Annotated in this window: 27 protein-coding genes and 1 riboswitch; of the genes, 6 read left to right on the top strand and 21 right to left on the bottom strand. The window is 71.9% G+C overall.

The window, feature by feature from the left end; all coding sequences use genetic code 11:
- The first annotated feature begins 148 nt into the window (after window positions 1–148).
- From ACIGW4_RS21185 to ACIGW4_RS21165, 5 genes are all read left to right on the top strand, one after another.
- Complete coding sequence (locus ACIGW4_RS21185; RefSeq protein ID WP_030690618.1) at window positions 149–640, top strand: Lrp/AsnC family transcriptional regulator; 492 nt, start codon at window positions 149–151, stop codon at window positions 638–640.
- A complete protein-coding gene (locus tag ACIGW4_RS21180) occupies window positions 625–2,004 on the top strand; it encodes an aspartate aminotransferase family protein (protein ID WP_185094644.1) in 1,380 nt (459 codons plus the stop codon). The genes ACIGW4_RS21185 and ACIGW4_RS21180 overlap by 16 nt, the downstream gene beginning before the upstream one ends.
- Window positions 2,005–2,266: 262 nt before the next feature.
- Complete coding sequence (locus ACIGW4_RS21175; RefSeq protein ID WP_398713317.1) at window positions 2,267–2,995, top strand: ABC transporter ATP-binding protein; 729 nt, start codon at window positions 2,267–2,269, stop codon at window positions 2,993–2,995.
- Complete coding sequence (locus ACIGW4_RS21170; protein ID WP_123455629.1) at window positions 2,977–4,128, top strand: hypothetical protein; 1,152 nt, start codon at window positions 2,977–2,979, stop codon at window positions 4,126–4,128. The genes ACIGW4_RS21175 and ACIGW4_RS21170 overlap by 19 nt, the downstream gene beginning before the upstream one ends.
- A 49-nt stretch (window positions 4,129–4,177) precedes the next feature.
- Window positions 4,178–5,317, top strand: coding sequence for an LOG family protein (locus tag ACIGW4_RS21165; RefSeq protein WP_399582249.1), 1,140 nt, complete (start codon window positions 4,178–4,180; stop codon window positions 5,315–5,317).
- A gap of 431 nt (window positions 5,318–5,748) precedes the next feature.
- Here the strand turns inward: ACIGW4_RS21165 and ACIGW4_RS21160 are convergent, their stop codons facing one another.
- From ACIGW4_RS21160 to rpsB, 10 genes are all read right to left on the bottom strand, one after another.
- Window positions 5,749–6,396: a dihydrofolate reductase family protein gene (locus tag ACIGW4_RS21160; RefSeq protein ID WP_399582247.1), complete on the bottom strand. Its 648-nt coding sequence runs from the start codon at window positions 6,394–6,396 to the stop codon at window positions 5,749–5,751.
- 92 nt (window positions 6,397–6,488) lie between these two features.
- Window positions 6,489–7,511, bottom strand: coding sequence for an ABC transporter ATP-binding protein (locus tag ACIGW4_RS21155; RefSeq protein ID WP_398707709.1), 1,023 nt, complete (start codon window positions 7,509–7,511; stop codon window positions 6,489–6,491).
- Window positions 7,511–9,124 carry an ABC transporter permease gene (locus tag ACIGW4_RS21150; protein ID WP_399582318.1) on the bottom strand — a complete coding sequence of 538 codons (1,614 nt, stop codon included), beginning with the start codon at window positions 9,122–9,124 and terminating at the stop codon, window positions 7,511–7,513. The genes ACIGW4_RS21155 and ACIGW4_RS21150 overlap by 1 nt, the downstream gene beginning before the upstream one ends.
- A gap of 38 nt (window positions 9,125–9,162) precedes the next feature.
- The gene (locus ACIGW4_RS21145) at window positions 9,163–10,254 is read right to left on the bottom strand and encodes a thiamine ABC transporter substrate binding subunit (protein WP_399582244.1); all 1,092 of its coding nucleotides are present in this window, start codon (window positions 10,252–10,254) and stop codon (window positions 9,163–9,165) included.
- Window positions 10,255–10,330: 76 nt separating this feature from the next.
- Window positions 10,331–10,440: riboswitch (TPP riboswitch) on the bottom strand.
- Between the two features lie 29 nt (window positions 10,441–10,469).
- Complete coding sequence (gene rlmN, locus ACIGW4_RS21140) at window positions 10,470–11,576, bottom strand: 23S rRNA (adenine(2503)-C(2))-methyltransferase RlmN (protein WP_123455624.1); 1,107 nt, start codon at window positions 11,574–11,576, stop codon at window positions 10,470–10,472.
- A gap of 79 nt (window positions 11,577–11,655) precedes the next feature.
- Complete coding sequence (locus ACIGW4_RS21135; RefSeq protein WP_123455623.1) at window positions 11,656–12,747, bottom strand: phosphatidate cytidylyltransferase; 1,092 nt, start codon at window positions 12,745–12,747, stop codon at window positions 11,656–11,658.
- Window positions 12,747–13,304 (bottom strand): ribosome recycling factor, encoded by a 558-nt coding sequence (gene frr, locus ACIGW4_RS21130; protein WP_026057589.1) that lies wholly within the window; start codon window positions 13,302–13,304, stop codon window positions 12,747–12,749. The genes ACIGW4_RS21135 and frr overlap by 1 nt, the downstream gene beginning before the upstream one ends.
- A 94-nt stretch (window positions 13,305–13,398) precedes the next feature.
- On the bottom strand, window positions 13,399–14,163 hold the full coding sequence (pyrH, locus tag ACIGW4_RS21125; protein ID WP_123457513.1) for a UMP kinase: 765 nt from the start codon (window positions 14,161–14,163) through the stop codon (window positions 13,399–13,401).
- Window positions 14,164–14,327: 164 nt separating this feature from the next.
- Window positions 14,328–15,164, bottom strand: a complete 837-nt coding sequence (tsf, locus tag ACIGW4_RS21120) for a translation elongation factor Ts (RefSeq protein WP_123455622.1) — start codon at window positions 15,162–15,164, stop codon at window positions 14,328–14,330.
- Window positions 15,165–15,266: 102 nt separating this feature from the next.
- The gene (rpsB, locus tag ACIGW4_RS21115) at window positions 15,267–16,139 is read right to left on the bottom strand and encodes a 30S ribosomal protein S2 (protein ID WP_123455621.1); all 873 of its coding nucleotides are present in this window, start codon (window positions 16,137–16,139) and stop codon (window positions 15,267–15,269) included.
- A gap of 255 nt (window positions 16,140–16,394) precedes the next feature.
- Between rpsB and ACIGW4_RS21110 the strand changes: the two genes are divergently transcribed.
- Complete coding sequence (locus ACIGW4_RS21110) at window positions 16,395–16,844, top strand: murein hydrolase activator EnvC family protein (protein ID WP_399582238.1); 450 nt, start codon at window positions 16,395–16,397, stop codon at window positions 16,842–16,844.
- A gap of 84 nt (window positions 16,845–16,928) precedes the next feature.
- Here the strand turns inward: ACIGW4_RS21110 and ACIGW4_RS21105 are convergent, their stop codons facing one another.
- The 11 genes from ACIGW4_RS21105 to lepB (ACIGW4_RS21055) form a co-directional block, all read right to left on the bottom strand.
- Window positions 16,929–17,495 carry a helix-turn-helix domain-containing protein gene (locus ACIGW4_RS21105; RefSeq protein WP_359589286.1) on the bottom strand — a complete coding sequence of 189 codons (567 nt, stop codon included), beginning with the start codon at window positions 17,493–17,495 and terminating at the stop codon, window positions 16,929–16,931.
- A 52-nt stretch (window positions 17,496–17,547) separates the two neighbouring features.
- Window positions 17,548–18,384: an RNA polymerase sigma factor WhiG gene (gene whiG, locus ACIGW4_RS21100; protein WP_030690634.1), complete on the bottom strand. Its 837-nt coding sequence runs from the start codon at window positions 18,382–18,384 to the stop codon at window positions 17,548–17,550.
- Between the two features lie 239 nt (window positions 18,385–18,623).
- Window positions 18,624–19,802 (bottom strand): DNA-processing protein DprA, encoded by a 1,179-nt coding sequence (gene dprA / locus ACIGW4_RS21095; RefSeq protein ID WP_398707702.1) that lies wholly within the window; start codon window positions 19,800–19,802, stop codon window positions 18,624–18,626.
- The gene (locus ACIGW4_RS21090) at window positions 19,799–21,412 is read right to left on the bottom strand and encodes a YifB family Mg chelatase-like AAA ATPase (RefSeq protein ID WP_359589261.1); all 1,614 of its coding nucleotides are present in this window, start codon (window positions 21,410–21,412) and stop codon (window positions 19,799–19,801) included. The genes dprA and ACIGW4_RS21090 overlap by 4 nt, the downstream gene beginning before the upstream one ends.
- The gene (locus ACIGW4_RS21085) at window positions 21,412–21,777 is read right to left on the bottom strand and encodes a YraN family protein (RefSeq protein ID WP_123455615.1); all 366 of its coding nucleotides are present in this window, start codon (window positions 21,775–21,777) and stop codon (window positions 21,412–21,414) included. Before ACIGW4_RS21085 ends, ACIGW4_RS21090 begins: the two co-directional genes overlap by 1 nt.
- Before the next feature lie 135 nt (window positions 21,778–21,912).
- Window positions 21,913–22,221: a DUF2469 domain-containing protein gene (locus ACIGW4_RS21080; RefSeq protein WP_005311352.1), complete on the bottom strand. Its 309-nt coding sequence runs from the start codon at window positions 22,219–22,221 to the stop codon at window positions 21,913–21,915.
- Window positions 22,222–22,276: 55 nt separating this feature from the next.
- On the bottom strand, window positions 22,277–22,780 hold the full coding sequence (locus ACIGW4_RS21075; RefSeq protein ID WP_123455614.1) for an NUDIX hydrolase: 504 nt from the start codon (window positions 22,778–22,780) through the stop codon (window positions 22,277–22,279).
- A 131-nt stretch (window positions 22,781–22,911) separates the two neighbouring features.
- The gene (lepB, locus tag ACIGW4_RS21070; RefSeq protein ID WP_123455613.1) at window positions 22,912–23,679 is read right to left on the bottom strand and encodes a signal peptidase I; all 768 of its coding nucleotides are present in this window, start codon (window positions 23,677–23,679) and stop codon (window positions 22,912–22,914) included.
- A 74-nt stretch (window positions 23,680–23,753) separates the two neighbouring features.
- Window positions 23,754–24,689 (bottom strand): signal peptidase I, encoded by a 936-nt coding sequence (lepB, locus tag ACIGW4_RS21065; RefSeq protein WP_123455612.1) that lies wholly within the window; start codon window positions 24,687–24,689, stop codon window positions 23,754–23,756.
- On the bottom strand, window positions 24,610–25,635 hold the full coding sequence (gene lepB / locus ACIGW4_RS21060) for a signal peptidase I (protein ID WP_399582231.1): 1,026 nt from the start codon (window positions 25,633–25,635) through the stop codon (window positions 24,610–24,612). Before lepB (ACIGW4_RS21060) ends, lepB (ACIGW4_RS21065) begins: the two co-directional genes overlap by 80 nt.
- Window positions 25,628–26,548, bottom strand: coding sequence for a signal peptidase I (gene lepB, locus ACIGW4_RS21055; protein WP_399582228.1), 921 nt, complete (start codon window positions 26,546–26,548; stop codon window positions 25,628–25,630). The genes lepB (ACIGW4_RS21060) and lepB (ACIGW4_RS21055) overlap by 8 nt, the downstream gene beginning before the upstream one ends.
- Window positions 26,549–26,594 lie beyond the last annotated feature (46 nt).

Here is a 26,594-nt window from a genome sequence, read left to right as displayed (position 1 = left end):
GCGAGACACCCCAGCCTAATCGGTTCACTGACGCTTTCAACAGCCCCGACCCTCCTCAACTTCGGATTCAGTAAGATCCAGAGCGCTTCACAACGAATTTCATCAGTCTGGGCTTGCACGACTGACAATCTCGGTGCACAGTGAAGTCGTGGCCAGTCGAAGCACAGACCCCAGAACCGGAACCGGTTCGTCCCCGACGATCGACGCCGTCTCCCTGGCGATCATCAAGCAGCTCCAGGAGGACGGCCGTCGCCCCTACGCCGCCATCGGAAAGGCCGTCGGCCTCTCCGAAGCGGCCGTGCGGCAGCGCGTCCAGAAGCTGCTCGACCAGGGCGTCATGCAGATCGTCGCCGTCACCGACCCCCTCACCGTGGGTTTCCGACGGCAGGCGATGGTCGGCATCAACGTCGAGGGTGACCTGGATCCGGTCGCGGAGGCACTGACGGCCATGGCCGAGTGCGAGTACGTGGTGATGACCGCGGGCTCCTTCGACCTCATGGTGGAGATCGTCTGTGAGGACGACGATCACCTGCTGGATGTGATCAACAAGCGCATCCGCACCCTCCCCGGCGTTCGCTCCACCGAGAGCTTCGTCTACCTCAAGCTCAAGAAGCAGACCTATATGTGGGGAACTCGATAACCGTGACCCAGGACCTCTCCAAGACCGCCTACGACCACCTGTGGATGCACTTCACCCGCATGTCGTCGTACGAGAACAACCCCGTCCCGACCATCGTCCGCGGTGAGGGCACCTACATCTTCGACGACAAGGGCAAGCGCTACCTCGACGGTCTCGCGGGTCTCTTCGTGGTCAACGCCGGACACGGCCGCCAGGAGCTGGCCGAGGTCGCGTACAAGCAGGCCCAGGAGCTCGCGTTCTTCCCCGTGTGGTCGTACGCGCACCCCAAGGCCGTCGAGCTCGCCGAGCGCCTGGCCGGCTACGCCCCGGGCGACCTCAACAAGGTCTTCTTCACCACCGGTGGCGGCGAGGCCGTCGAGACCGCGTGGAAGCTCGCCAAGCAGTACTTCAAGCTGCAGGGCAAGCACACCAAGTACAAGGTCATCTCGCGTGCGGTCGCCTACCACGGCACCCCGCAGGGCGCCCTGTCCATCACCGGCCTCCCGGCCCTCAAGGCCCCCTTCGAGCCGCTGGTCCCCGGCGCGCACAAGGTGCCGAACACCAACCTCTACCGCGCCCCGATCCACGGCGACGACCCCGAGGCCTTCGGCCGCTGGGCCGCCGACCAGATCGAGCAGCAGATCCTCTTCGAGGGCCCCGACACCGTCGCGGCCGTCTTCCTGGAGCCGGTGCAGAACGCCGGTGGCTGCTTCCCGCCGCCGCCCGGCTACTTCCAGCGCGTCCGCGAGATCTGCGACCAGTACGACGTGCTGCTCGTCTCCGACGAGACGATCTGCGCCTTCGGCCGCCTCGGCACGATGTTCGCCTGTGACAAGTTCGGCTACGTGCCGGACATGATCACCTGCGCCAAGGGCATGACCTCGGGCTACTCCCCGATCGGCGCCTGCATCGTCTCGGACCGCATCGCGGAGCCGTTCTACAAGGGCGACAACACCTTCCTGCACGGCTACACCTTCGGCGGCCACCCGGTCTCCTCGGCCGTGGCCCTGGCGAACCTCGACATCTTCGACAAGGAAGGCCTCAACCAGCACGTGCTGGACAACGAGGGCGCCTTCTTCTCGACGCTGTCGAAGCTGCACGACCTGCCGATCGTCGGCGACGTCCGCGGCAACGGCTTCTTCTACGGCATCGAGCTCGTCAAGGACAAGGCCACCAAGGAGTCCTTCAACGACGAGGAGGTGGAGCGCGTCCTGTACGGCTTCCTCTCCAAGGCGCTGTACGACGCCGGCCTGTACTGCCGTGCCGACGACCGTGGCGACCCGGTCATCCAGCTGGCCCCGCCGCTGATCGCCGACCAGGGCACCTTCGACGAGATCGAGGGAATCCTGCGCAACGTGCTCACCGAGGCGTGGACCAAGCTGTAAACACGGAGCTGCGAGGACCGAACCACGGCGGTCCCCCAGAGCATCACGCCGCCCTCACGGCGTGACCCCCACGGCCCGGGCGTGCCGCCATCCGAGTGGATGGCGGCGGCCCGGGCCGTGTGCTGTCCGTACAACCGGATATGGATCCTTACGGTGCCGAGTGACCGACAGGCCCGTCCCTTCGTTCCCCCGGACGGGGGTAGGGCCTGATCCGTGAGACAGGCCCTGAGCGAGTATCGGATCCGACATCGAGGTGTACGCGATGGCCCCACCGGACAACGACGTGCTCTGGGCGCGTTCCCTGCACTGCGCCCTGGGCGGTTCGGACGCGCTCAGCGGCGTCTCCCTCGGCGTCCGCGAAGGCGAGATCCTCGCCGTCGTCGGCCCCCGCGGCAGCGGCAAGACCACCCTCCTGCGCTGCCTCTCCGGCCAGCTCGTCGCCCAGCAGGGCGAGGTCTGGTTCAACAGCGCCCCCGTGCACACCCTGGGCCCCGCCCAGCGCGAACGGCTCCGGCGCGACCGCTTCGGCTGGATCGACCCCGAACCCGGCCTCGTCCCCGAACTCACCGGCTGGGAGAACACCGCCCTGCCGCTGCTGCTCCGCGGCACCTCCCACCGGGCCGCGAAGACCGCCGCCCTGGAATGGCTGGAACGCCTCGACATCGGCGGCTGCGCCCGCAAACGGCCGCACGCCCTCACCCAGTCCCAGCGCCAGCGCATCGCGATCGCCCGCGCCCTGGTCACCACCCCGTCGGTCCTCTTCGCCGACGAACCGACCGCCACCCTGCACCGGGCCGACGGCGCGCAGGTCCTGCGCACCCTCACGGCCGCGGCCCGCTCGCACGACATCACCGTGCTCCTCGCCACCCACGACGGCGAGGTCGCGGCACTCGCCGACCGCACCGTCACCCTCCTCGACGGGCGGAGAGTCGCCGCCGTACCCCCGGCGTCAGGGGCGGAGGGCGTCGCCGCGTGCTCGCTCTCCGTCTAGCCCGCGGGACCCACCCCCTCGTCCTGACGCGCCGGCTCCTCGTCGCCGCCGCGGCCGCGGGGGTGGGCTTCCTCCTGCTCTGCACCCTCGGATACGCCGTCGGGCACCCCGAGCAGTCCTCGGCCTCGGTGCTGCGGCTGCTCTGGTGCGCCCTGCCGCTCGCCGCCACCGTCCAGTTCGCCGTCGCCGTCGCCCGTACCGACCCCAGCACCCGGCCGCGCCCCGGGCTCTCCGCCGTCGGACTCGGCCCCGCCCGGCTCACCGCGATCGCCGCCGCCTCGACGGCCGTCGCCTGCACCCTCGGCTCCACGGTCGCGCTCCTGTTCTACCTGCACCTGCGCGGCGACATCACCGGCCTGCCCTTCGACGGGGCGGCCGCCGGGCTCCTCGCCGCCGACCAGCCGGTCCCCCTCGCGGCCGCCCTCACCCTGCTCGCCGTCCTGCCGGTCGCCGCCGCCACGGCCGCCGGCCTGGCGCTGCGCCCCCGCACCGCGCCCGCCGCGCCGGAGGGCGTCGAGAAGACGATGCCGTCCGGCCTGCCCTGGGGGGTCGCCCTGGTCGCGGTCGGCCTCGCGACCGAGACGTACGCGAGCCGGAGCGGCTCCGGGAACGGCCTCCCGCTGCCGGGCGACTTCGACGGCAACCCGGCGGGCGTCCTCGCCGGCTGGGTCCTCACCGCCGTGGGCCTCGCCCTGGCCGGGCCGGGCCTCGCACACGGCTGCGGCCGGCTCCTCCAGGCCGTCCGGCCGGGCGCCACCCGGCTGCTCGCCGGCCGCGTCCTGATGGACGAGTCCCGCCGCATCGGCCGGCCGCTCGGGGTGGTCAGCGCGGTGCTCTCGGGCCTCCTCGCGGCGTCGCGACTGTACGCGTCGGACGGGGACCCCGAGGCCTTCGGCCCGCTCACCGGCCTCGGCGCGGCCCTGATCCTGGCCTGCACCACCGCCACCCTCCTGACCGCCGCGCTGGAGTCCCGGCAGGGCCGCGCCCACACCACCGAGGCGCTCCTGCGCATCGGCGCCCCGCCCACCGTCCTCCGCACGGCGGCCCTGCTGCGCGCCGCCGCCCTGCTCGCCGTCTTCCTCCCCCTGACCTGGGCGGTCGCGGAACTGGCGGCGCTGCCGCTGACGGGCTGAACCGCCCGCGCGAGGGGCCGCCCGCCGCGGCGGCCCCTATCGTGGGCCCATGGCGACGCTCCCCCCGGCACACCGCCCGCCCCCCGGACCGCGCGGGCACGGACACGAGGTCCACACCCTGGCCGAGTTCGACGCGGCGCTCGCCCGGTCCGGCTCGCTCGCCGGCCTGCGGATCCAGTCCGTCGACCTCACCGACCGGACCTTCGCCCTGCTCGCCGCCGTCACCGCCGACGCCGTCTTCCTCGGCTGCCCCATGGAGCCGGAGGCCGCCGCCAAGGTCCGCGCCGACGGGGCCCTCGTCTTCCCGCCCGTCCCCGAGCTGCCCTTCGACCCCTACCGGGCACGGCTCTACACGCCCGAGGAACTCTTCGAGGGGATCGCCGAGACCGGGTACGAGGCGACGCCCGACTTCCTCGCGTACGCCTGGTTCGGCCGGACCAGGGCCGACGGCGACATCCTCTCCTCCATGCTCCGCTCCCTGCACGACGACGCCGTCTCCGACGCCCTCGACGAACTCCTCGACGGGGCCGGGGTCGTCGGCGTCATGGGCGGACACGCGATGGGCCGGGGCACGGAGGCGTACGCGGGCGCGGCCCGGCTCGGCAGGACCCTGGCCCGCGCCGGGCTGACCGTGGCGACCGGCGGCGGACCGGGCGCGATGGAGGCCGCGAACCTCGGCGCGTACCTCGCCCCCTTCGACGACGCGGCCTTCGCCTCGGCGCTCGACCTGCTCGCCCGGGCCCCGTCCTTCACCCCGTCGGTGACGGACTGGGCCCGCGCGGCCTTCGCGGTCCGGGCCCGGTGGCCGGGCGGCGGGGACTCGGTCGGCATCCCCACCTGGTTCTACGGCCACGAGCCGCCGAACCCCTTCGCCGGCCACATCGCCAAGTACTTCGCCAACGCCACCCGTGAGGACGGCCTCCTGGCCCGCTCGACGGCGGGCATCGTCTTCCTGCCGGGCTCGGCGGGCACGGTCCAGGAGATCTTCGACAACGCGACCCCGAACTACTACGGGTCCCGGGGCGCCCCGACCCCGATGGTCCTGGTGAACCGCGCCCACTGGACCACCCGCCTCCCCGCCTGGCCCCTCCTGGAGGCCCTCGCCGCAGACCGCCCGATGGCGGCCCGGATCGCTCTGGTCGACTCGATCGACGAGGCCCCGGAGGCCCTGGAACGCCTCGGCAAGTAACCGTCCCCCACCACTCCTCACGCCCCCACACCCACCGGGCGACGCCCCCCGTTGCGGGCAGTCGTCCCACCGGTGCGGTGCCCACCCCCGCGCCCCCGTCGCGGGCGCCCACCCCGTTGTGGGCAATCGTTCCGCTGGGGCGGAACGGGTGGGCACAACGGACCCGCGCCCTGCCGGCGCCCGAGGCTGCTGTGCCTGGACCCGCACCCCGTGCACAGCTCGCTGGTGGTGCGGGTCCAGGCGCGGGACGCGGAGGCGCCGCTGGAGGGCGCCGTCCCGTGTGCCCACCCGTCCCGCCCCAGCGGGACGATTGCCCACACGGGGGGGGTGGGCGGGAGAGCCGCCCCACAGGGCGCGGGCGCGCACGGGCGGGGGCGCCGGTCCGGTGGACGCGGGCCCCGCACGGGCAAGGGCGACGGTCCGGTGGGGTGTCACTTCCGCCAGTACAGGTGGTGCGTGACCTTCCCGCTCGGGCTGGGCACGACATCACAGTGGAAGCGGTCGAGCAGCTCCTCGGGCGAGTCCCAGAGCTTCACCCCCGCCCCGAGCTTCACCGGCGACACCGCGACGTGCAGGGTGTCGACGAGGTCCGCGTCGAGGAACTCCCGGATGGTGGTGGCCCCGCCACCGAGGCGGACGTCCTTCCCCTGGGCCGCCTCCTTCGCCCGCGCGAGCGCCGTCGCCGGGTCCGCGTCGACGAAGTGGAACGTGGTGTCGGAGAGCGTGAACGACGGACGCGGGTGGTGGGTCAGCACGAACACCGGCGTGTGGAAGGGCGGCTCGTCGCCCCACCAGCCCTTCCACTCCTCGTTCTCCCAGGGCCCGCGCTGGGGCCCGAACTTGTTGCGGCCCATGATCTCGGCCCCGATGTTCCGGTGGAAGTCCCGCGTCAGATAGTCGTCGAGGCCCCGGCTGCCCCCGGGGTCGGTGCGGTTCGGCCAGCTCGCCGTGGCCCCCGCCCACGAGAACATGGCCGCGGGATCCGCGTGCCCGAAAGGCCGTTCAAGGCTCTGGCCCTCCCCCGTACCGAATCCGTCGGACGAGACCATGAAGTTCTGCACCCTGAGCAACTGGCCCATGGCTGTTCCTCCCGCGTGGTCGACAGTGCGACGACGGTGGGACGCCGCACGCACAGGAGACTCCCCCGACCGGGGAAACTCATCGCCCCGCGCTACGGAACCCCGTCCCCCAGCACCACCACGTCCTCCACCCGGAACTCCACGCCCACCGCGGCCCCCTCCTCCGGCGCCTCCCGGAGCGGAACCTCGGCCTCCAGGGCGGGCCCCTCGACCGGGCGGAGCCGTACGACGACCTGGCTGCCCCGGAAGGTCCGGGACTCCACCGTCCAGCCGGGCCCGTCCTCCACGAGCCGCACCCCGCCCGGGCGGACGAGGAGCCGCCGCTCGCCCTCCGGCGAGCCGTCCGGGACCGGGACCTTCCCCCACACCGTCTGCGCGACGGCACCCGTCACCCGCGCCGCCACCACGTTGTCGAAGCCCAGGAACCGTGCCACGAACTCCGACGCGGGCCGCCGCCACACCTCGGCCGGCGGGCCCGACTGGGCAATCCGCCCGTCCCGCATGACCACGAGCCGGTCGGCGAGCGCGAAGGCCTCGCCCTGGTCGTGGGTGACGGCGAGGACCGTCGTCCCGAGCCGCCCGAAGAGCTGCCGCAGCTCCACGACGAGCCGCTCCCGCAGGCCCCGGTCGAGCTGGCCGAGCGGTTCGTCGAGCATCAGGAGCCGGGGGCGGGGCGCGAGCGCGCGGGCGAGCGCCACCCGCTGCTGCTCGCCGCCGGACAGCGCGGCGACGGACCGCCGCTCGGCGCCGGGGAGGCCGACGAGGTCGAGCAGCTCCCGCACGCGCTCCGCCCGTTCGGCCTTCCCGGCGCCCCGCATGCGGAGGCCGAAGGCGACGTTGCCGCCGACGTCCCGCTGCGGGAAGAGCTGGTGGTCCTGGAACATCAGGCCGACGCCCCGCCGGTGCACCGGCACCCCGGCCTGATCGGCGCCGCCGAGCAGCACCCGGCCGCCGTCGAGCGACTGGAGCCCGGCGACGGCCCGCAGCAGCGTGGACTTGCCGCTGCCGCTCGGGCCGAGCACGCACACGATCTCGTGCTCGGCGACGTCCAGGTCCACGGCGTCGAGCACGGCCCGCTCCCCGAACCGTACGGTCGCTTCCTCGATCGACAGCATCAGAACTCCCCGGAGGTCCGGTCGGTGCGGAGCCGTTCGAGCAGCAGCAGGGACACCGCGCACACCACCATCAGAATCGTCGAGAGGGCCATCGCCTGGCCGTAGTTGAGCTCACCGGGCCGGCCGAGCAGCCGGGCCACCGCCACCGGCAGCGTCGGGCTGTCGGGCCGGGCGATGAACACGGTCGCCCCGAACTCGCCGAGCGACACCGCGAACGCGAACCCGGCCGCGACGAGCAGCGCCCGCCGCACCATCGGCAGGTCCACCTCCCGCCAGGCCCGCCACGGCGAGGCGCCGAGCACGGCCGCCGCCTCCCGCAGCCGCTCGTCCACCGCCCGCAGGACCGGCAGCATCGTCCGTACGACGAAGGGCACGCCGACCAGGGCCTGGGCGAGCGGCACGAGGATCCAGCTGGCCCGCAGGTCCAGCGGCGGTTCGTCGAGGGTGATGAGGAAGCCGAAGCCGACGGTGACGGCGGACACCCCGAGCGGCAGCATCAGCAGCGCGTCGAAGCCCCGCACGAGCCGCCCCGCACGCCGGGTCAGGGCCGCCGCCGCGAGCCCGCCGACCAGCACCGCGATGGCGGTGGCGGCCACCGCGTACCGCAGCGAGTTACCGATCGCCTCCAACGGCGGCACGAGGAAGGTCCCGGACTCGTCGAGCGAGCCGAGCGCCCGGTAGTAGCCGAGCCCGTACCCGTGCGGCCCGGCGAAGGAACGCTCCACGAGCACACCGAGCGGCAGCAGGATCAGCAGCCCCACGGAGAGCAGCACACCCACGAGCAGCACCCACTGCCCTGCGCCGCGCGGCCGCCGCGCGGTCCGCTCCGGCGCCACGAGCCGCAGGGCGGTCTCCCGCCGCCGTACCGTCCGGGCGTGCACGCCCAGGATCGCGCCGACCGCCACGAACTGGACGAGCGTGAGCACGGCCGCCGTCGGCAGGTCGAGCAGCCGGGCGGTCTGCCGGTAGATCTCGGACTCCAGCGTGGAGTACGCCTCCCCGCCGAGGATCTGCACGACGCCGAAGGAGGTGAAGGTGAAGAGGAAGACCATCAGGGCCGCCGCCGCCACCGCCGGCACGAGCGCGGGCAGCGTCACCGTCCGCCAGGCCGTCCAGCGCGAGGCGCCGAGGACCCGGGCGGCCTCCTCCTGGCGCGGGTCGAGCTGCGACCAGAGACCGCCGACGGTCCGGACGACGACCGCGTAGTTGAAGAAGACGTGCGCGAGGAGGATCGCCCACACGCTGGTGTCGAGCCGCACCCCCCACAGCTCGTCGGTGAGCCCGCCCCGGCCGACGAGCGCCAGGAACGCCGTGCCGACGAGGACGGTCGGCAGCACGAACGGCACCGTGACGACGGCCCGCAGCACGCTCTTGCCGGGGAAGTCGAAGCGGGCGAAGACGTACGCCCCGGGCAGCGCCACCAGCAGGGTGAGGCCGGTGGAGGCGAGCGCCTGCCAGACGGTGAAGCCGAGCACGTCGAGGATGTCCGGCCGGGTCAGCGTCTCGCCGATCCGGCCGAACCGCCAGGCGCCGTCCGGGCGGAGCCCCCGGTCCACGATGGACACGACGGGCCAGGCGAAGAAGACCCCGAAGAACGCGACGGGCAGGGCCATCAGCCCCAGCCGCGTCGCGCTCCCCCGGAGGTCGCGGGTCACTTCAGGACGAGCGACGACCACTGCTGGATCCACGGGTCACGCTTCTCTGCGATCTTCTCGGGCGCCATGGTCTCCGGCTTCTCGATCACCACGCCGTGCTTGGTGAACAGCTCCGGCAGGGCCGCGTCCTTCGCCACCGGGTTGACGAACATCTGCAGCGGCATGTCCTCCTGGAACTCCTTGGAGATCAGGAAGTCGATCAGCGCCTTGCCGCCCTCGGGGTTCTTCGCGCCGTTCAGCAGGCCCGCGAACTCGGTCTGCCGGAAGCAGGTGCCCGTGGAGACGCCGGTGGGCGCCACCTTCGGCTGCGGCTCGCCGTACAGCACCTCGACCGGCGGGCTGGAGGCGTACGACACGACCAGCGGCCGGTCGCCCTTGGCCTGCTTGCCTCCGGCCGAACCGGAGAACTCCTGGTTGTAGGCGAGCTCCCAGCTGTCGACGGTCTTCACGCCGTTCGCCCTGAGCTTCTTCCAGTAGTCCTGCCAGCCGTCGTCGCCGTACTTCGCGGCCGTGCCGAGGAGGAAACCGAGACCCGGGGAGGATCGCTCGGGGTTCTCCACCACCAGCAGGTCCTTGTACGCCGGCTTCGCGAGGTCGTCGAAGGTGACCGGCGGCGCCAGCTTCTTGTCCGCGAAGTACTTCTTGTCGTAGTTGACGCAGATGTCGCCGGAGTCGATCGGGGTGACCCGGTGCTCCTTGTCGAGCTGGTACGCGGCCGGGACGCGGTCCAGTCCCTTCGCCTCGTACGGGACGAAGATCCCGTTGTCGAGGGCGCGGGACAGCAGCGTGTTGTCGACGCCGAAGAAGACGTCGCCCTGCGGGGAGCCCTTCGTCAGGATCTCCTTGTTGACGGCCTCACCGGCGTCGCCGCTCTTCAGCACCTTGACGGTGAAGCCGGTCCGCTTGGTGAAGTCCGCCAGCACCTCCTTGGAGGCGTTGAACGAGTCGTGGCTCACGAGGGTGACGGTCTTGGGCGCGGGCGTGCCGCTCCTGCCCGCCGCCGGGGTGTCCTCGCCGCCGCACGCGGCCAGACCGGTGACGCCGAGCGCCACGACGATCGCGACGGCAGCGGCCTTCTTGATGCTCACTGAGATTCCTCCTGGGTGTGACCAGGAAGAGACGCGGCCCCGCCCGCGTCCGGGGGACGCGGGCAGGGCGCAACAGCTCGAGTTACGACCGAACTCCCTACCCAGAATGACCTGGGCGAGGTTCAGAGGGTCTGCGGTCTACGGTTACCGCACTCTCAGCGCTGTGGCGCTCCCCTGTCGGAATATGCAGATGTGTTCGAGCTCAGACTACAAGGTCAGCGCTCGGCGGCCGCGAGCTGTCCACAGGCGCCGTCGATCTCCTGACCGCGGGTGTCCCGCACGGTCACCGGCACGCCGTGGCGGGCGATCGCCTCCACGAAGGCCTTCTCGTCCTCGGGACGGGACGCCGTCCACTTGGACCCGGGCGTCGGGTTCAGCGGGATCAGGTTGACGTGCACCCGCTTGCCCTTGAGCAGCCGGCCCAGCAGGTCGCCACGCCAGGCCTGGTCGTTGATGTCCCGGATGAGGGCGTACTCGATGGAGATCCGGCGCCCCGACTTCTCCGCGTACTCCCAGGCCGCGTCGAGGACCTCCCGGACCTTCCAGCGCGTGTTCACCGGTACCAGCGTGTCCCGCAGCTCGTCGTCGGGCGCGTGCAGCGACACCGCGAGCCGGCACTTGAAGCCCTCGTCGGCGAAGCGCAGCATCGCGGGCACGAGACCGACGGTGGAGACGGTGATGCCGCGCTGCGAGAGCCCCAGCCCGTCCGGCTCGGGGTCGGTGAGCCGCCGGATGGCGCCGACGACCCGCTTGTAGTTGGCGAGCGGCTCACCCATGCCCATGAACACGATGTTGGACAGCCGCGCCGGTCCCCCGGGCACCTCCCCGTCCCGCAGGGCCCGCATCCCGTCCACGATCTGGTGCACGATCTCGGCGGTCGACAGGTTCCGGTCGAGCCCCGCCTGCCCGGTCGCGCAGAACGGACAGTTCATGCCGCAGCCGGCCTGCGAGGAGATGCACATGGTCACCCGGTCCGGGTAGCGCATGAGCACCGACTCCACGAGCGTGCCGTCGTGCAGCCGCCACAGCGTCTTGCGGGTGGTGTCGTCGTCGCACGAGATGTGCCGCACCACGGACATCAGGTCGGGCAGCAGCTCCCCGGCCAGCTTCTCCCGCGAGGCGGCCGGGATGTCGGTCCACTCGGCGGGGTCGTGCGCGTATCGCGCGAAGTAGTGCGTGGACAGCTGCTTGGCGCGGAAGGGCTTCTCGCCGATCGCGGCGACGGCCTCCTTCCGCTCGGCGGGCGAGAGGTCGGCCAGGTGCCGCGGCGGCTTCTTGGCTCCGCGGGGGGCGACGAAAGTGAGTTCTCCGGGCTTCGGCATGGTGATACCAGTGTCGCAGAGATAAGAGGAAGGGCCCGCCGCCCTGTGGACAACGAGCCCCTCCGTACGAAACCCCTGCTCAGCCCGTACCGACGAACAACGCCAGCAGCAGCCACACCACCGGCGCCGTCGGCAGCAGCGAGTCCAGCCGGTCCATGATGCCGCCGTGGCCCGGCAGCAGCGTGCCCATGTCCTTGATGCCCAGGTCCCGCTTGATCATGGACTCGCCGAGGTCGCCGAGCGTCGCGCTCGCCGCCACCGCCAGGCCGAGGACCAGACCCTGCCACCAGGCACCCTCGTCGATCATGAACTCCATGCACAGCGCGCCCGCCGCCATCGCGAACGTCACCGCGCCGACCAGGCCCTCCCGGGTCTTGCCGGGGCTGATCCGCGGGGCCAGCTTGTGCTTGCCGAAGCGCCAGCCGATCGCGTACGCCCCGGTGTCGCTGACCACCGTCAGGATCAGGAAGGTCAGCACCCGCTGCGGCCCGTCGTCCGCGGTCAGCAGCAGCGCCACGAAGGTCGCCAGGAACGGCACGTAGAACGCGGCGAAGACCCCCGCCGTGACGTCCTTCAGATACCCCTCGGGCGGCTCCGTCATCCGCCAGACGAGCACCGCCAGCGCCGTCAGGGCCATCGCCACCCAGGCGCCCTCGGGGCCCCGGACGTAGCCGGCGACGACCATCGCCGCGCCGCCGACCGCGAGCGGGACCAGCGGAGCCTTGATCGCCTTGCGCTCCTGGAGGCGGGAGGTCAGCTCCCACAGGCCGACGACCACGGCGACCGCTATCACGCCGACGAACGCCGGCTTCCAGATGAACAGCGACGCGATGATGACGGCACCGAGTCCGACCCCGACGCCTATGGCCGCGCCCAGGTCGCGGCCCGCGCTCTTCTTCTGCCGCGGCGCCGGCGGAGGCGGGGTGGGGCTGGACATGGGCTCCTGCGGGTGCTCGTGCGGCGTCTCGTCACGGAACAGGGGACCGCTCGGGCGAGCGGCCCCCCGGCCGTGACCGTCCTGGAATCCGCCGGCGGGAACGTCGGGCACGATGGGCATGGGCCGAGTCTGCGCCGCCTGATGCCGATCGTATGCGGGACCCGCCGGGGCAGGCCCCTGGTAGGGTCCCCCACCGCCGGAACCGGCCGGGGCCCCCCAGGAAGAGTCGTTCATCAGACCTCGAGCAGCTCGGCTTCCTTGTGCTTGAGCAGCTCGTCCACCTGCGCGACGTACTTCGCGGTGGTGTCGTCGAGCTCCTTCTCGGCGCGGCGGCCCTCGTCCTCGCCGACCTCGCCGTCCTTGACGAGCTTGTCGATGGTCTCCTTGGCCTTGCGGCGGACCGAGCGGATCGAGATCTTCGAGTCCTCGGCCTTGCCCTTGGCGACCTTGATGTACTCCCGGCGGCGCTCCTCGGTCAGCTCGGGGAACACCACCCGGATGATGTTGCCGTCGTTGCTCGGGTTGACCCCGAGGTCCGAGTCCCGGATCGCCTGCTCGATGTTGCGCAGCGCGCTCTTGTCGAACGGCGTCACCACGGCCATGCGCGGCTCCGGGACGGAGAAGGACGCCAGCTGGTTGATGGGGGTGATGGCACCGTAGTAGTCGGCCACGATCTTGTTGAACATCGCCGGGTGCGCACGGCCGGTGCGGATCGCGGCGAAGTCCTCCTTGGCGACCACGACGGCCTTCTCCATCTTCTCCTCGGCCTCGAGGAGGGTCTCTTCGATCACCACTTGCTCCTGCGTGTCGTCGCGTTGTGTCCTGCACGGTGTACGACCGGCAGGGCTCTGTCCATCCCCTTGCGGGGCGGTTCCCCGGTTCGGGTCAGGCCCGGGTGCCCTGGTCGCTCACGAGCGTGCCGATCTTCTCACCCTTCACCGCGCGAGCGATATTGCCCTCGGCGAGCAGTTCGAAGACGAGGATCGGGAGGTTGTTGTCCCGGCACAGGGTGATGGCGGTGGCGTCGGCGACCTTGAGGTCGCGGGAGAGCACCTCGCCGTACTCGAGGGCGTCGAACTTGACCGCGTCGGGGTTGCTCTTCGGGTCGGAGTCGTAGACGCCGTCCACGCCGTTCTTGCCCATGAGGAGGGCCTCGGCGTCGATCTCCAGGGCGCGCTGGGCGGCGGTGGTGTCCGTGGAGAAGTACGGCATGCCCATGCCCGCACCGAAGATGACCACGCGGCCCTTCTCCAGGTGGCGCACGGCGCGCAGCGGGATGTACGGCTCGGCGACCTGGCCCATGGTGATGGCGGTCTGGACGCGGGAGTCGATGCCCTCCTTCTCCAGGAAGTCCTGGAGGGCGAGGCAGTTCATCACCGTGCCGAGCATGCCCATGTAGTCGGAGCGGGCCCGGTCCATGCCGCGCTGCTGGAGCTCGGCGCCGCGGAAGAAGTTGCCGCCGCCGATCACGATCGCGATCTCCGCGCCGTCGCGGACGACGGCGGCGATCTCACGCGCGATGGCGTGCACGACGTCCGGGTCGACCCCGAGGCCGGTGCCGCCGGAGAAGGCCTCTCCGGACAGCTTCAGCATGTAGCGGCCGGCCTTTTTGCCGTTGGTGTCGTCGCCCTGTACGGCGCCCTGGTTCATGGAGATCTCCTCGTGCACATACGAAGGAGGCCATTGCCTTGGGTCCTCTCGGTATCCCGTACGGCAATGGCCTCCTCGTCAGATCTGCGGTCGTCCTGCGCGTGCGCGGCCGACTGCTTCAGACCCTACCGGGGTCCGGTGTCCGTCGCTGTTCGCGTACGGACTCAGATGCCGACCTTGATGCGGGTGAAGCGCTTCAGGGTGACACCGGCCTCGTCCAGGACCTTCTGGACGGACTTCTTGTTGTCCAGGGCGTACGGCTGGCCGAGCAGCGTGGCGTCCTTGAAGAAGCCGTTGACGCGACCCTCGACGATCTTGGCGATCGCGGCCTCGGGCTTGCCCTCGGCGCGGGTGGTCTCCTCGGCGATGCGGCGCTCGGACTCGATGACCTCGGCCGGGATGTCCTCCTTGGTGAGGTACTTCGGCGCGAAGGCGGCGATGTGCTGGGCGACACCCTTGGCGACGTCGGCGTCGGCCTTGTCGAACTCGACGAGGACACCGATCTGCGGCGGGAGGTCCGGCATCGTGCGGTGCATGTACGCGTAGACGAAGCCGTCGGCGTACTGCGCGAAGCGGTCCAGGACGATCTTCTCGCCGAGGTTGGCGTTGGCCTCGTCGACGAACGCCTGCACGGTCTTGCCGGGCTCGATCTCGGAGGCGAGCAGCGCCTCGATGTCGGCCGGCTTGGTGGCGGCGACGTGCTCGGCCAGCTGGGCGGCGACGGCCTGGAACTTGTCACCCTTGGCGACGAAGTCCGTCTCGCACTTCAGCTCGACGAGGACGCCGGAGGTGTTGTCGTCGGCGATGAGGGAGACCACGGCGCCGTTCTCGGCAGAGCGGCCCTCGCGCTTGGCGACGCCCTTCTGACCCTTGATACGGAGCGCCTCGACGGCCTTGTCGACGTTGCCGTCGGCCTCGTCCAGGGCCTTCTTGCAGTCCATCATGCCGGCGCCGGTGAGCTCGCGGAGCTTCTTGACGTCAGCGGCGGTGTAGTTCGCCATGAGTCTGTTTCTCTCTCGAAGTCTGAAAGATCGGGCGGGTCCACGGGTGGACGGCGGGGGCTTCGTGGGCCCCCGCCGTCGTCACCCGAAGGTCCTGGAGGGTCAGGCCTGCTCGGCGTCCGCGGCCGGAGCCTCGGCGGCGGCCTCGGCCGGGGCGGCCTCGGCGGCGGGGGCCTCGACGGCCTCGTCGGCCTTCTTCTCACCCTCGAGCAGGTCGCGCTCCCACTCGGCGAGCGGCTCGCCCTGGGCCTTCTCGCCCGGCTTCGAGTCGCCGGTCGCGGCGCCGGAGCGGGCGATGAGGCCCTCGGCGACGGCGTCGGCGATCACGCGGGTGAGCAGGGTGACGGAGCGGATCGCGTCGTCGTTGCCCGGGATCTTGTAGTCGACCTCGTCGGGGTCGCAGTTGGTGTCGAGGATCGCGACGACCGGGATGTGGAGCTTGCGCGCCTCACCGACGGCGATGTGCTCCTTCTTGGTGTCGACGATCCAGACGGCGCTCGGCACCTTCTGCATCTCGCGGATACCACCGAGGGTCTTCTCCAGCTTGGCCTTCTCGCGGGAGAGGACCAGGAGCTCCTTCTTGGTGAGACCCGAGGCGGCGACGTCCTCGAAGTCGATCTGCTCGAGCTCCTTGAGGCGCTGCAGACGCTTGTAGACGGTGGAGAAGTTGGTGAGCATGCCACCGAGCCAACGCTGGTTGACGTACGGCATGCCGACACGCGTCGCCTGCTCGGCGATGGCCTCCTGGGCCTGCTTCTTCGTACCGACGAACATGATGGAACCGCCGTGCGCGACGGTCTCCTTGACGAACTCGTAGGCGCGGTCGATGTACGACAGCGACTGGAGCAGGTCGATGATGTAGATGCCGTTGCGCTCGGTGAAGATGAAGCGCTTCATCTTCGGGTTCCAGCGACGGGTCTGGTGACCGAAGTGGACGCCGCTCTCCAGCAGCTCCCGCATCGTGACGACGGCCATGGCCGTATCTCCTTGGGTTTCTCGGTTATGTTCCTGACGCCCCGGCGCGCCGTGCCACGAAGGACCGAAAGGCGCTGCCGCCCGCCGCGAGGACAGGTGGCGGGGCGTGCGAAGTCGACCCGGTGACCCGAGTCGCCATAGGAAGTGTACGGGACCCCGGGAGCACCGGGTGACGGAGCTGTCCACAACGGGCGAGCGATCCACAGATACCGCCCGTGCCCCTCCCGGCCCGCACCGCCGGGAGAGCCTTCCCCCATGCATCTGACGACCGTGTTCCTCGCCCTGACGCTCCTGTGGCCGGTGGGCCCGCCCCCGCCGGAGATCCTCCGCGGCTGGCAGCCCCCGCCCGGCCCGTACGCCGCCGGTCACCGCGGCGTCGACCTCGCCGCGCCCCCGGGCGCCCCGGTGCTCGCCCCGGCCGCGGGCACGGTCACCTTCGCGGGCCCGGTGGGCGGCCGCGGCGCCGTCACCCTCACCCTCCCGGGCACGGCCACTCCCCCGCTGCGCACGACCTTCACCCCGGTGACCCCCCTGGTACCGCCCGGCAGCCGGGTCTCCCCGGGCACACCGATCGCCCGGGTCGCGGAGAGCACACACTGCCCGGTGACCTGCCTCCACTGGGGCCTCCTCAGGGGCGAGGAGTACCTGAACCCCCTCCTCCTGACGAGGAGGCCCCCGTCACGCCTGCTTCCCCTCAGGAACTGACCACGAACGGGAGGGGACCGGGGGGGGAGGGAGGGGTGGGGGGGCGGGGGGGGGAGCCCCCCTCCGCCGATTGAATCGAATCGGTCAGGCCTGGGGGCCGGCGACACCGTGGAGGGCCATCGCGACCGCCGCCTCGGCGATGTCCGTGGGGTCTTCGGCCGCGCCGAGCTCGATGCGGCGGACCGCGGCGTCGACGACGCCCTGGAGGAGCATGGCGCCCAGGCGGGGCTGGGGCTGGCCCAGGGCGGCGAGGGCCTCGACGATCATGGCGACGAGTCCGCCGTGGGCCGCGCGGATCTTCTCGCGGGCGCCGTCGTCGAGTTCGCTCGCCGAGATGGCGACGACGGCCCGGTGGCGGCGGTCCCCGACGAGGTCGAGCTGGGTGCGGACGTACGCCTCGACCTTGCCGCGCGGCGTCTCGGCACCGGCCATGGCGGCCTCGACCTCGGCGGCCCAGACGGGGAAGTCGACGGCGCAGAGCTCTTCGACGACGGCGGCGCGGGACCGGAAGTACTCGTAGACCGACGAGCGGGCCAGGCCCGTGCGCTCGGCGAGGGCGGGGAAGGTCAGCGCCTCCGTACCCCCCTCGGACAGCAGGGAACGCGCGGCGTCCAGGAGGGCGCCGCGCTGCATCGTCCGGTGCTCGGCCACCGAGGCCGCTCGAATCCTGGGCACGGCTCCACTGTACGACCGGCCCGCAAGGTCAGCGGCCGACGTCGGCCAGCTTGGCGCGGAGCTGCAGGACGGACTTGGTGTGGATCTGGCTGACGCGGCTCTCGGTGACGCCGAGGACGTGGCCGATCTCGGCGAGGGTCAGGCCCTCGTAGTAGTAGAGGGTGACGACGGTCTTCTCCCGTTCGGGGAGCGTGTTGATGGCGCGGGCGAGCAGCCGGCGCAGCTCTCGGTCCTCGGCGACCTCGACGGGGTTGTCGGCGGCGGTGTCCTCGAGGGTGTCCATGAGGGAGAGGCGGTCGCCGCCCTCGCCTCCGACGTGCAGCAGTTCTTCCAGGGCGACGACGTTCGCCAGGGACAACTGGCTGAAGACGGCGTGCAGTTCCTCCAGCGTGATGTCCATCTCCGCGGCGACCTCGCTCTCGGAGGGGGTGCGCCGGAGCTGGGCTTCGAGGGTGGCGTAGGCGCGCTCGACGTTGCGGGCCTTCTGGCGGACGGAGCGCGGGATCCAGTCCAGGGCGCGGAGTTCGTCGATCATGGCGCCGCGGATGCGGGTGATGGCGTACGTCTCGAACTTGATCGCGCGCTCGACGTCGAACTTCTCGATGGCGTCGATGAGGCCGAAGACTCCGGAGGAGACGAAGTCGGCCTGCTCCACGTTGGACGGCAGCCCCACGCTGACCCGTCCGGCGACGTATTTGACGAGCGGCGAGTAGTGCAGGATCAGCTGCTCCCGCAGCCGCTCGTCGCCGGTGTCCTTGTACGAGCGCCACAGCTCGTCGAGTGAGGTCGGTGCGGGCGGTCGCACGGTGCCCCGGGCTGCTGGGGGCACCGCAGCGCGGTCAGACCCGGAGGTGTGCTGGGGCATGCGTTGCCTTGAGCCGTTCTGCTGTCGGGTGTGTCGGTGCGGGTGTCCTGGAGGGAATCCTGGTGAGCGTAGCGTGAGTGGACTGTCGCGGTGCGCGAACATCGGCGGATCGCGCCGCTCCGGGTGGACGCCGTCGGCCACATCTTCGAACCGGGGCCGTGGCGCGTGTCGGCCCTCCGGATGCGGCCGGGAGAACTCGGTTGTTCATCTCCATCACCTTTTCACCCGAATGCTCCAGGTCAAGGACCGCCTCGCCGCGCGTTCGACGCTTCTGTGGCGGTGTTCGTCAACCGCCATCCCTCTCCGTGCCGTTCGACGAAGCCGAGCGAGTGGAGTTCGTACAGCTTGGCGAGGGTGTCGTCGGGGGTGGTTCCGGCACGGCGGGCGATGGCGGTGGTGGGGGTGGGGCCGCGGGCGGGGATCGCTTCGAGGACGTGCGCGGTGGCGGGGGCGAGGAGGTCGCGGGGGAGGACGGGGCCTCGGCGTGCGGGGGCGAGCTGGCCGATGTCTCCGATGAGTTCGACGATCTCGTCGGCGTCGGTGACGAGGGTGGCGTCGCCGCGCAGGAGTTCGTGGACGCCGGCGGAGAGTGCGCTGGTGACGGGGCCGGGGACGCCCATGGTGTGGCGGCCGAGGCGTCCGGCGGCGCGGGCGGTGACGAGGGAGCCGCTGCGGTGCTGGGCTTCGACGACGACCGTTCCCCGGGTGAGGGCGGCGATGACGCGGTTGCGGAGGATGAAGCGGCTGGGGGTGGGGTGGCTGTCGGGTGGCAGTTCGCCGATGACGAGGCCTTGTTCCGCGATGCGGCGGATGAGTCGGTCGTGGCCGCGGGGGTACGGGGTGTCGACGCCGCAGGCGAGGACGGCGACGGTGGCGCCGTCGGCGGCGAGGGCGCCCCGGTGGGCGGCGCCGTCGATGCCGTAGGCGGCTCCGGAGACGACGACCCAGCCCTGTCGGCTGAGGCCGGCGGCGAGGTCGGCGGCGGTGTGGGCGCCGTACGGGGTGCAGGTGCGGGCGCCGACGAGGGCGACGGAGCGCAGGGCCCAGGTGCGCAGGTCGGCCGGGCCGCGGACCCAGAGGCCGAGGGGGCGGGCGTCTCCGAGGTCGTCGAGTTGACGGGGCCATTCGGGGTCGCCGGGGACGAGGAAGCGGCCGCCGAGGGCGTGGATGGTGTCGAGGTCGTGGTCGGGGCGGGCGGTGGTGGCGCGTTGTCGCCAGGAGGCGATGCGTTGTGAGCCGGTGCCGGGGAAGGGGGTGGTGTCGTCCCCGGTGTGGAGGAGGCGGTCGAGGAAGCCGGTGGCGCCGTACCGGCGGAGCCATCGGCCGGCGTGTTCGTCGCCGGGTTCGACGGCGCGGCTGAGGGTGGCGCGGGCCAGGTGCTCTTCGGTGGGGGCGGTGGGGAGGGGGGCGGTGGTCATGCGGGCCCTCCTGCTCCGACGGGTACGCCGCGGGTGACGCCGGTGCGCAGTTCGAGGGCGAGGGCGATGTCCTGGCTGTCGGGTCGGTCGTGTCCTGCGAGGTCGGCGACGGTCCAGGCGACGCGGAGGACCCGGTCGAGGCCGCGGGCGGTGAGGAGTCCGCGTTCGACGTCGCGCTCGGCGGTGGCGAGGGCTCCGGGTGCGGCGAGGTGGCGGGTGCGGAGTTCGTGTCCGGGGATCTCGCTGTTCACCTTCCAGGGGGTGTCGGCGAGGCGGGCGGCGGCCCTGGTCCGGGCTTCGTGGACGCGGGCGGCGACGGCTGCGGTGGTCTCGCCCCGGCCGCCCTGTCCGAGGAGGTCGGCGCGGGTGACGGGTTCGACTTCGACGCGGAGGTCGACTCGGTCGAGCAGGGGGCCGGAGAGCCGTGCCTGGTAGCGGCGGACGAGGGAGGCGGGGCATTCGCATCCGGCGCCGTACAGGGTGTGGCGGCCGCAGGGGCAGGGGTTGGCGGCGAGGGCGAGGAGGAAGCGGGCGGGGAGGCGGACGACGCCGGCGGCGCGGGCGATGACGACGTGTCCGGATTCGAGGGGTTGGCGGAGTGCGTCGAGGACTTTGCCGGAGAACTCCGGGGCTTCGTCCAGGAAGAGCACGCCGCGGTGGGCGAGGGACACGGCGCCGGGCCTGGGGAGGCCGTTGCCGCCGCCGACGAGGGACTGCATGGTGGCGGAGTGGTGGGGTGCGCAGTAGGGGGCTCGGCGGACGAGGGGTTCGCCGGGCGGGAGGATGCCGGCGACGGAGTGGACGGCGGTGACTTCCAGGGATTCCTGTCGGGTGAGGGGCGGGAGGATGCCGGGGAGGCGCTCGGCCAGCATGGTCTTTCCCGCGCCCGGTGGGCCGGAGAGGAGCAGGTGGTGGCCGCCGGCCGCGGCGACTTCCAGGGCGAGGCGGGCCCGGTGCTGGCCGGCGACGTCGGCGAGGTCGGGTCCTTCGGTGGGTTCGGCGGCGAGTCCGGTGCCGATGCCGGCGCCGGGGACGAGGAGTCCGGCGAGCATGGCGTCGGGTCGGCCTTCCTCGCCGGCTTCCTCGTCGGGGACGGGTTCGTCGGTGAGGACGGCGATCAGTTGGCGGAGGGTGCGGACGCCGAGGACGGAGACGCCGGGGACGAGCGAGGCCTCGCCGGCGGTCTGTTCGGGGACGACGACCTGGCGGTATCCGGCTTCGGCGGCGGCGAGGACGGCGGGCAGGACGCCGCGGACGGGGCGGACGCGTCCGTCGAGGCCGAGTTCGCCGATGAGGACGAGGTCGGCGATGGTGCGGGGGTCGATCCGTTCGGCGGCGCCGAGGACGGCGGCGGCGACGGCGAGGTCGAATCCGCTGCCGCCTTTGGGGACGGAGGCGGGGCTGAGGCCGACGGTCAGTTTTTTCTGGGGCCATTCGGCGCCGGAGTTGACGACGGCGGCGCGGACCCGGTCGCGGCTCTCGCTGAGGCTCTTGTCGGGGAGGCCGACGAGGGTGAAGGCGGCGACGCCGGGTTCGAGGTCTGCCTGGACCTCGACGACGACGCCTTCGACGCCGACGAGGGCGACGGAGCAGGTGCGGGCGAATCCCATCAGGCCACCCCCTGGGCGTGGGTGAGGACGGGGGCGCCCTTGTGCGGCAGGACGATGCCGATGAGGTCGATGCGGACGCCGCCGGCGGGGGCCGGGGTGTCGTTGCGGTCGAGCCAGCAGGCGGCGAGGCGGCGGAGTCGCTCGGCCTTGCGGGGTGTGACGGCGGCCATCGGGTGTTCGTAGGGGCCGTCGCGTCGGGTCTTGACCTCGCAGATGACGAGGGTGTCGCCGTCGCGGGCGACGATGTCGATCTCGCCGGTCCGGCCGCAGCGCCAGTTGCGGGCGAGGATGTGCATGCCGGTCGCGGTGAGCCGGCGGGTCGCCAGCTCTTCCCCGTACCGTCCGAGGGCTTGGGTCTTGTTCATGCGGTACCACCTCCGTCACCGACTGTGACGGGGGGCGGCGGGCCGCGTGCGGCGTTGTGGACGGGCCGGGGGCTGTGGAGAACCTGTTCACCCCTGGGGGTGGTTTCGCCGGCGGGGCGTGGGTCCGGGTGTGGGTCAGCTGCCGGGGAGTTCGAGGTCGCTCTTGTTGAGCTCCTCGATGTTCACGTCCTTGAAGGTCAGGACGCGGACCTGCTTGACGAACCTGGCGGGCCTGTACATGTCCCAGACCCAGGCGTCGGCCATGCTGACCTCGAAGAACACTTCGCCCTGCACCGAGTGCACCTGCATCTCGTAGTCGTTGGTGAGGTAGAAGCGTCGCTCGGTCTCGATCACGTATTTGAACAGCCCGACGACGTCGCGGTACTCCCGGTAGAGCTTCAGCTCCATCTCGGTCTCGTACTTCTCGAGGTCCTCGGCGCTCATGGCATGTTCCCCTTCAGCCGTGCGTCCCCCTATTGTGCGCCAGTCGTACGCGCCCCTAAACGATTTCCGGGGCGAGAACCACCGGCGCACTGGGAGGTCCCTCGTCGAGCAGCGTGCGCAGCAGCTCGGCGAGCCTGGTCGGGTACACCGTCTCACGGGCCGCCGACAGTTCGGCGGAGGTCCACCATCTCAGCCCCGCGAGGCTCCGGGTCTCCAGTTCCGTGAGGGCCCGCGGCCGGGGTGCGGCCTCCGTTCCGCGGACGCGGGCCAGGTAGTACCACTCGTCCTGGTCCCAGCGGCGCCCGTCGAAGGGGAAGGAGCAGTACCGCTTCCAGAGCACGGGGCCGAGGTCGACCTCGGTGATGCCGGTCTCCTCCGCGAGCTCGCGGAGCGCCGCCTCCTCCCGGGTCTCGTCGCCCTCCACGCCGCCGCCGGGGGTGAACCACCAGGCGTCGGCCGGGTCGTCGGGCTCGTGGCCGTGCAGGAGGAGGATGCGGTCGTCCGGGTCGAGCAGGACGACGCGGGCGACCCGTCGCCGTCCGGAGCCCGCTTCCGGCACGGGTTCCGGGCCCGCCGCGGGCCCCTCCCCCGACGCCGATGCCGGTGTGGGCCCCTCCCCCGACGCCGATCCCGGCCCCGGCTCCGATGCCGGCCCGGGTCCCGCCCCCGGTCCCGGAATCTCCGTGTCCGTCATGCCCCCACCCTCTCGCGCGCGCCCGGCCGCGTCCCGTCGGACCGGCCGCGGGTCAGGCGGCGTGCCACCGGCCCGTACGCCGCCCCCACGAGGATCAGGGCGGTGCCGGCCACGACGGCAGTGAGGAGCGCCTTGAAGGGGCCCGGCCGCGAGATGCCGCCGGGGAGGCCGGCGAAGCCCGTGGGCGGCTCCAGGAGCCCCTTGGCGGGCCAGACGACGGCGTCGACCCTGCCGACGACCGTGGAGCGGGGCACGGAGCCCTGGCCTGCCTCCTCCATGTGCGTGCGGGAGTCGAGCGAGGTGTGCCGGTCGTCGCCGAGCAGGAAGAGGTTGCCCGGGGGGACGGTCACGGAGAAGTCCTGGCCCGAGGCGACGGTGCGGCCGCCGGGTCCGGGGCGCAGGTACGGCTCGTCGACGGGCTTGCCGTTCACGGTGAGCCGTCCGTCCCGGTCGCAGCAGGCGACGGTGTCGCCGCCGACGGCGGCGACCCGCTTGACCATGGGCGAGGAGCCCCAGAGGGGGTCGTCGAAGACGACGACGTCACCGCGCCGCACCTCGTCGCCGTCGATCCGCTGGGCGAGGATCTTGGATCCGACGTCCAGGGTCGGGGTCATGGAGTCGGTGGGGACGGTGTACGGCTGGTAGAGCACGGCTCCCCAGACGAATCCGCCGAGGAACAGCACACAGCCGACGGCCACGGCCAGCCCCGACAGCACGCTGCCGAGGCGGCCGTGGCCGCCCTTGGTCCGTATGGCTCCGCTCATGTGCGCACCCCGTAGGTCTGTCGGCGGACCGCGGGTCTGTCGGCGGTCCGGGACGGCACCCTACCCGTGGGTCGCTACTCGGCGGTATGCCGTGCGGCCCGCTTCTTCCGGCGCCACAGCACCAGCGGGAGTGCTCCGGCGAGACCGGCCGCTCCGGCGGGGGCGGCGGCCATGGCCTTGTTGAGCGCGGGCTGGTCGAAGACGTCGGGCACGGGGAGCGTGGCCCAGCGGGTGACCGGCCAGGCGACCACGACGGCGCGGCCCACGACCTCGTCGTTCGAGACGGTGCCGCCGCCGGGGAGCTGCTGGTGGAAGCGGGAGTCCAGGGAGTTCTGCCGGTTGTCGCCCATGACCCAGATCCGGTCCTTGGGGACCTTGATCGGGCCGAAGGAGTCCTGGCAGGGCACCGCGCCGGGGGCGAGGTACGCGCTCTCGTCCAGCGCCACGCCGTTGAGGACGACCTTGCCGCCCTCCTTGCAGGAGACGGTGTCGCCGCCGACCGCGATGACGCGCTTGATGAGGTCCTTCTCCTCGGCGGAGGGCATGAGGCCGATGAAGCTGAGGAACTTCTGCACGACGTTCGGCTTGGGGGCTTCCTGGCCCTCGAGCCAGCCGCCCGGGTCGTGGAAGACGACGACTTCGCCGCGCTCGGGTTCGGAGCCGAACCAGGGGGTCAGTTTGTCGACGAGTACCCGGTCGCCCTTCTGGAGGGTGTTCATCATCGATTCCGAGGGGATCGAGAACGCCTGCACCAGGAAGGTCTTGATCAGCAGGGCGAGCACCAGGGCGATGCCGACGAGGAGGGGCAGTTCCTTCCAGAAGGAACGCTGCTTCTTCGGGGGCCTGCCGGGCCCGCGGAGTGCTTCGTCGTCGCCGTCGCCCGGCGTCCCGCCGCCCGGCGGCTGCGCCTGCTCGTCACCCGTCACGTCGTCACCCGTCGTGTCCTCGCCGAGGGCCCCGCCGGCCCTCTTCTCGGGCCCATCGTGTCCGGATCGTGCGCCGACGGCCAAATCCCCCACATCCACTCCTCAGTCCGTGCGAACGCCGGTCCCGGGTCAGGGACAGGCCCACCACTCCCATAACGAGCAGAAGTTCCGCAGGGGTCGGGAGTCCGGGCAATCCGTTCAGATTGCGCGGGGACACACTATGCGACGGACCTGAGGCGGTCTTGGTGGCCGCTCCGCCGTCCGGTACGGCGGAGAAGGTGTCCCGCTGCTCCAGGGTGCGCCAGTGTCCGAAGGGCCAGGCGATCACCACGGCGCGTCCGACGACCTGTTCCTCGGAGACGGTGCCGTGGTCCTTCTCGTCGAGGTGGAAGCGGGAGTCGGCCGAGTCGGAGCGGTGGTCGCCCATGACGAAGACGCGGCCCTGCGGGACCTCGACCTCGAAGGGGATCTTCGACGGCGGGTTGCCGGGGTGGAGGTACGGCTCGTCGAGCGGTACGCCGTTGACGCTGATCCGCCCGTCCGCGCCGCAGCAGCGGACGGTGTCGCCGCCGACGGCGACGACCCGTTTGATGAGGTCCCGGTCGTCGGCCGAGGGCAGCAGGCCGATGAAGGTCAGGGCCTGCTTGGCCTGTTTGACGCCGATCGGGTCGTCGGCGGCCGGGGCGGCCTCCTGCTGGAGCCAGTTGCCGGGGTCCTTGAAGACGACGACGTCGCCGCGCTGCGGGTGCGCGCCGAACCAGGGCGTGAGCTTGTCGACGAGGACCCGGTCGTCGATCCGGATCGTCTGTTCCATGGAGCCGGAGGGGATGACGAACGCCTGGACCAGGAAGGTCTTGAGGACGAGCGCGATGAGCACGGCCACCGTGACCAGGACGGGGATCTCCCGGATCGCGGAGCGCTGCCGGCGACGTCTGACCTTGCGGGCGAGCCTGCGGCGTTCGGCCCGGCCGGGCAGGGCCGTGCCCTGTCCTGCGGCGGGTCCGCCGGGCGGTCGGCCGCGGCTACCCATGGGCTCCCGCTCCGTGTCCGCCGGCCGGCGGGGCCGGTACGGCGGCGAAGGCGCCGGTGCCGGGCACGGTGGACCAGCGGTCGAAGGGCCAGGCGATCCAGTCGGCGCGGCCGACGACCTTGTCGACGGGGACCATGCCGCCGCCGGCGCTGCCGAGGTGGTCGCGGGAGTCGCTGGACTGGCTGCGGTGGTCGCCCATCACCCAGAGCCTGTCCGGCGGGACGACGATGTCGAAGGGCACGCTGGAGGGGCGGTCGCCGAGCATCACGTACCGCTCCTCGACGGGGACGCCGTTGACGGTGAGCCGGCCGTCCTTGTCGCAGCAGACGACCCGGTCGCCGCCGGTGCCGACGACGCGCTTCACGAAGTCGGTCTCGTCGGGCTCGGCGAGGCCGAGCGCGGCCGCCCCGTCGTGCAGGAGTCCGGTGACCGGGTTGCCCCGGGGCTGCTCCTCCACGAAGGAGCCGGTGCCGTCGAAGACGACGACGTCTCCGCGGGCGGGCGCGTTGCCGAAACGGTACGCCAGCTTGTTCACGAGGATCCGGTCGCCGACCTGGAGGGTCGGCTCCATGGAGCCGCTGGGGATCAGGAACGGCTGGATGACGAAGTGGCTCAGGAGCAGCAGGAAGGCCACGCAGGCGCCGCCCACGAGGGCGGTGCGCCGCCAGGAGGGGCCGGGGCTCCGGTCTTCGTCTTCGACGGCCGCGGACTCCGGGGGTTCTTCGACGGCCGCGGGCTCCAGGGGTTCTTCGGTGGCCGTGGATGCCGGGGGCTCTTCGGCCGCCACGGGCCCCGCGGGCTCTTCGCGCCCGGAGTCGTCGGGAACGCGCGCGGAGCGCGACCCTTCTTCCGGACCGGAGGAATCCGTGTCGGAAGAGGGGTCGCGCTCCGTGTGCTGTGCTTCGGTGTCCATCGCCGGCAAAGCCTATCCGGCCTGTCCGTGCGAGGAGTCGGAAGCG

This window comes from Streptomyces sp. NPDC053513, from assembly GCF_044544765.1.
GTDB classification, from domain to species: Bacteria; Actinomycetota; Actinomycetes; order Streptomycetales; family Streptomycetaceae; genus Streptomyces; species Streptomyces litmocidini.
Note: the sequence above shows the minus strand (reverse complement) of the source record. Positions and strands in the feature narration are given on the sequence as shown.

Coding starts and splice junctions, on each gene's coding strand:
- ACIGW4_RS21110 (WP_399582238.1), top strand. CDS start 16,395: ATGCATCTGACGACCGTGTTCCTCGCCCTGACGCTCCTGTGGCCGGTG.
- ACIGW4_RS21165 (WP_399582249.1), top strand. CDS start 4,178: ATGGCGACGCTCCCCCCGGCACACCGCCCGCCCCCCGGACCGCGCGGG.
- rpsB (WP_123455621.1), bottom strand. CDS start 16,139: ATGGCCGTCGTCACGATGCGGGAGCTGCTGGAGAGCGGCGTCCACTTC.
- whiG (WP_030690634.1), bottom strand. CDS start 18,384: ATGCCCCAGCACACCTCCGGGTCTGACCGCGCTGCGGTGCCCCCAGCA.
- lepB (WP_123455613.1), bottom strand. CDS start 23,679: ATGAGCGGAGCCATACGGACCAAGGGCGGCCACGGCCGCCTCGGCAGC.
- ACIGW4_RS21150 (WP_399582318.1), bottom strand. CDS start 9,124: ATGGCCCTGCCCGTCGCGTTCTTCGGGGTCTTCTTCGCCTGGCCCGTC.
- ACIGW4_RS21080 (WP_005311352.1), bottom strand. CDS start 22,221: ATGAGCGCCGAGGACCTCGAGAAGTACGAGACCGAGATGGAGCTGAAG.
- ACIGW4_RS21160 (WP_399582247.1), bottom strand. CDS start 6,396: ATGGGCCAGTTGCTCAGGGTGCAGAACTTCATGGTCTCGTCCGACGGA.
- ACIGW4_RS21085 (WP_123455615.1), bottom strand. CDS start 21,777: ATGAACAAGACCCAAGCCCTCGGACGGTACGGGGAAGAGCTGGCGACC.
- ACIGW4_RS21155 (WP_398707709.1), bottom strand. CDS start 7,511: ATGCTGTCGATCGAGGAAGCGACCGTACGGTTCGGGGAGCGGGCCGTG.
- lepB (WP_399582231.1), bottom strand. CDS start 25,635: ATGGGTAGCCGCGGCCGACCGCCCGGCGGACCCGCCGCAGGACAGGGC.
- dprA (WP_398707702.1), bottom strand. CDS start 19,802: ATGACCACCGCCCCCCTCCCCACCGCCCCCACCGAAGAGCACCTGGCC.
- pyrH (WP_123457513.1), bottom strand. CDS start 14,163: ATGAACCAGGGCGCCGTACAGGGCGACGACACCAACGGCAAAAAGGCC.
- rlmN (WP_123455624.1), bottom strand. CDS start 11,576: ATGCCGAAGCCCGGAGAACTCACTTTCGTCGCCCCCCGCGGAGCCAAG.
- ACIGW4_RS21175 (WP_398713317.1), top strand. CDS start 2,267: ATGGCCCCACCGGACAACGACGTGCTCTGGGCGCGTTCCCTGCACTGC.
- ACIGW4_RS21090 (WP_359589261.1), bottom strand. CDS start 21,412: ATGGGATTCGCCCGCACCTGCTCCGTCGCCCTCGTCGGCGTCGAAGGC.
- lepB (WP_399582228.1), bottom strand. CDS start 26,548: ATGGACACCGAAGCACAGCACACGGAGCGCGACCCCTCTTCCGACACG.
- ACIGW4_RS21135 (WP_123455623.1), bottom strand. CDS start 12,747: ATGAACGACTCTTCCTGGGGGGCCCCGGCCGGTTCCGGCGGTGGGGGA.
- tsf (WP_123455622.1), bottom strand. CDS start 15,164: ATGGCGAACTACACCGCCGCTGACGTCAAGAAGCTCCGCGAGCTCACC.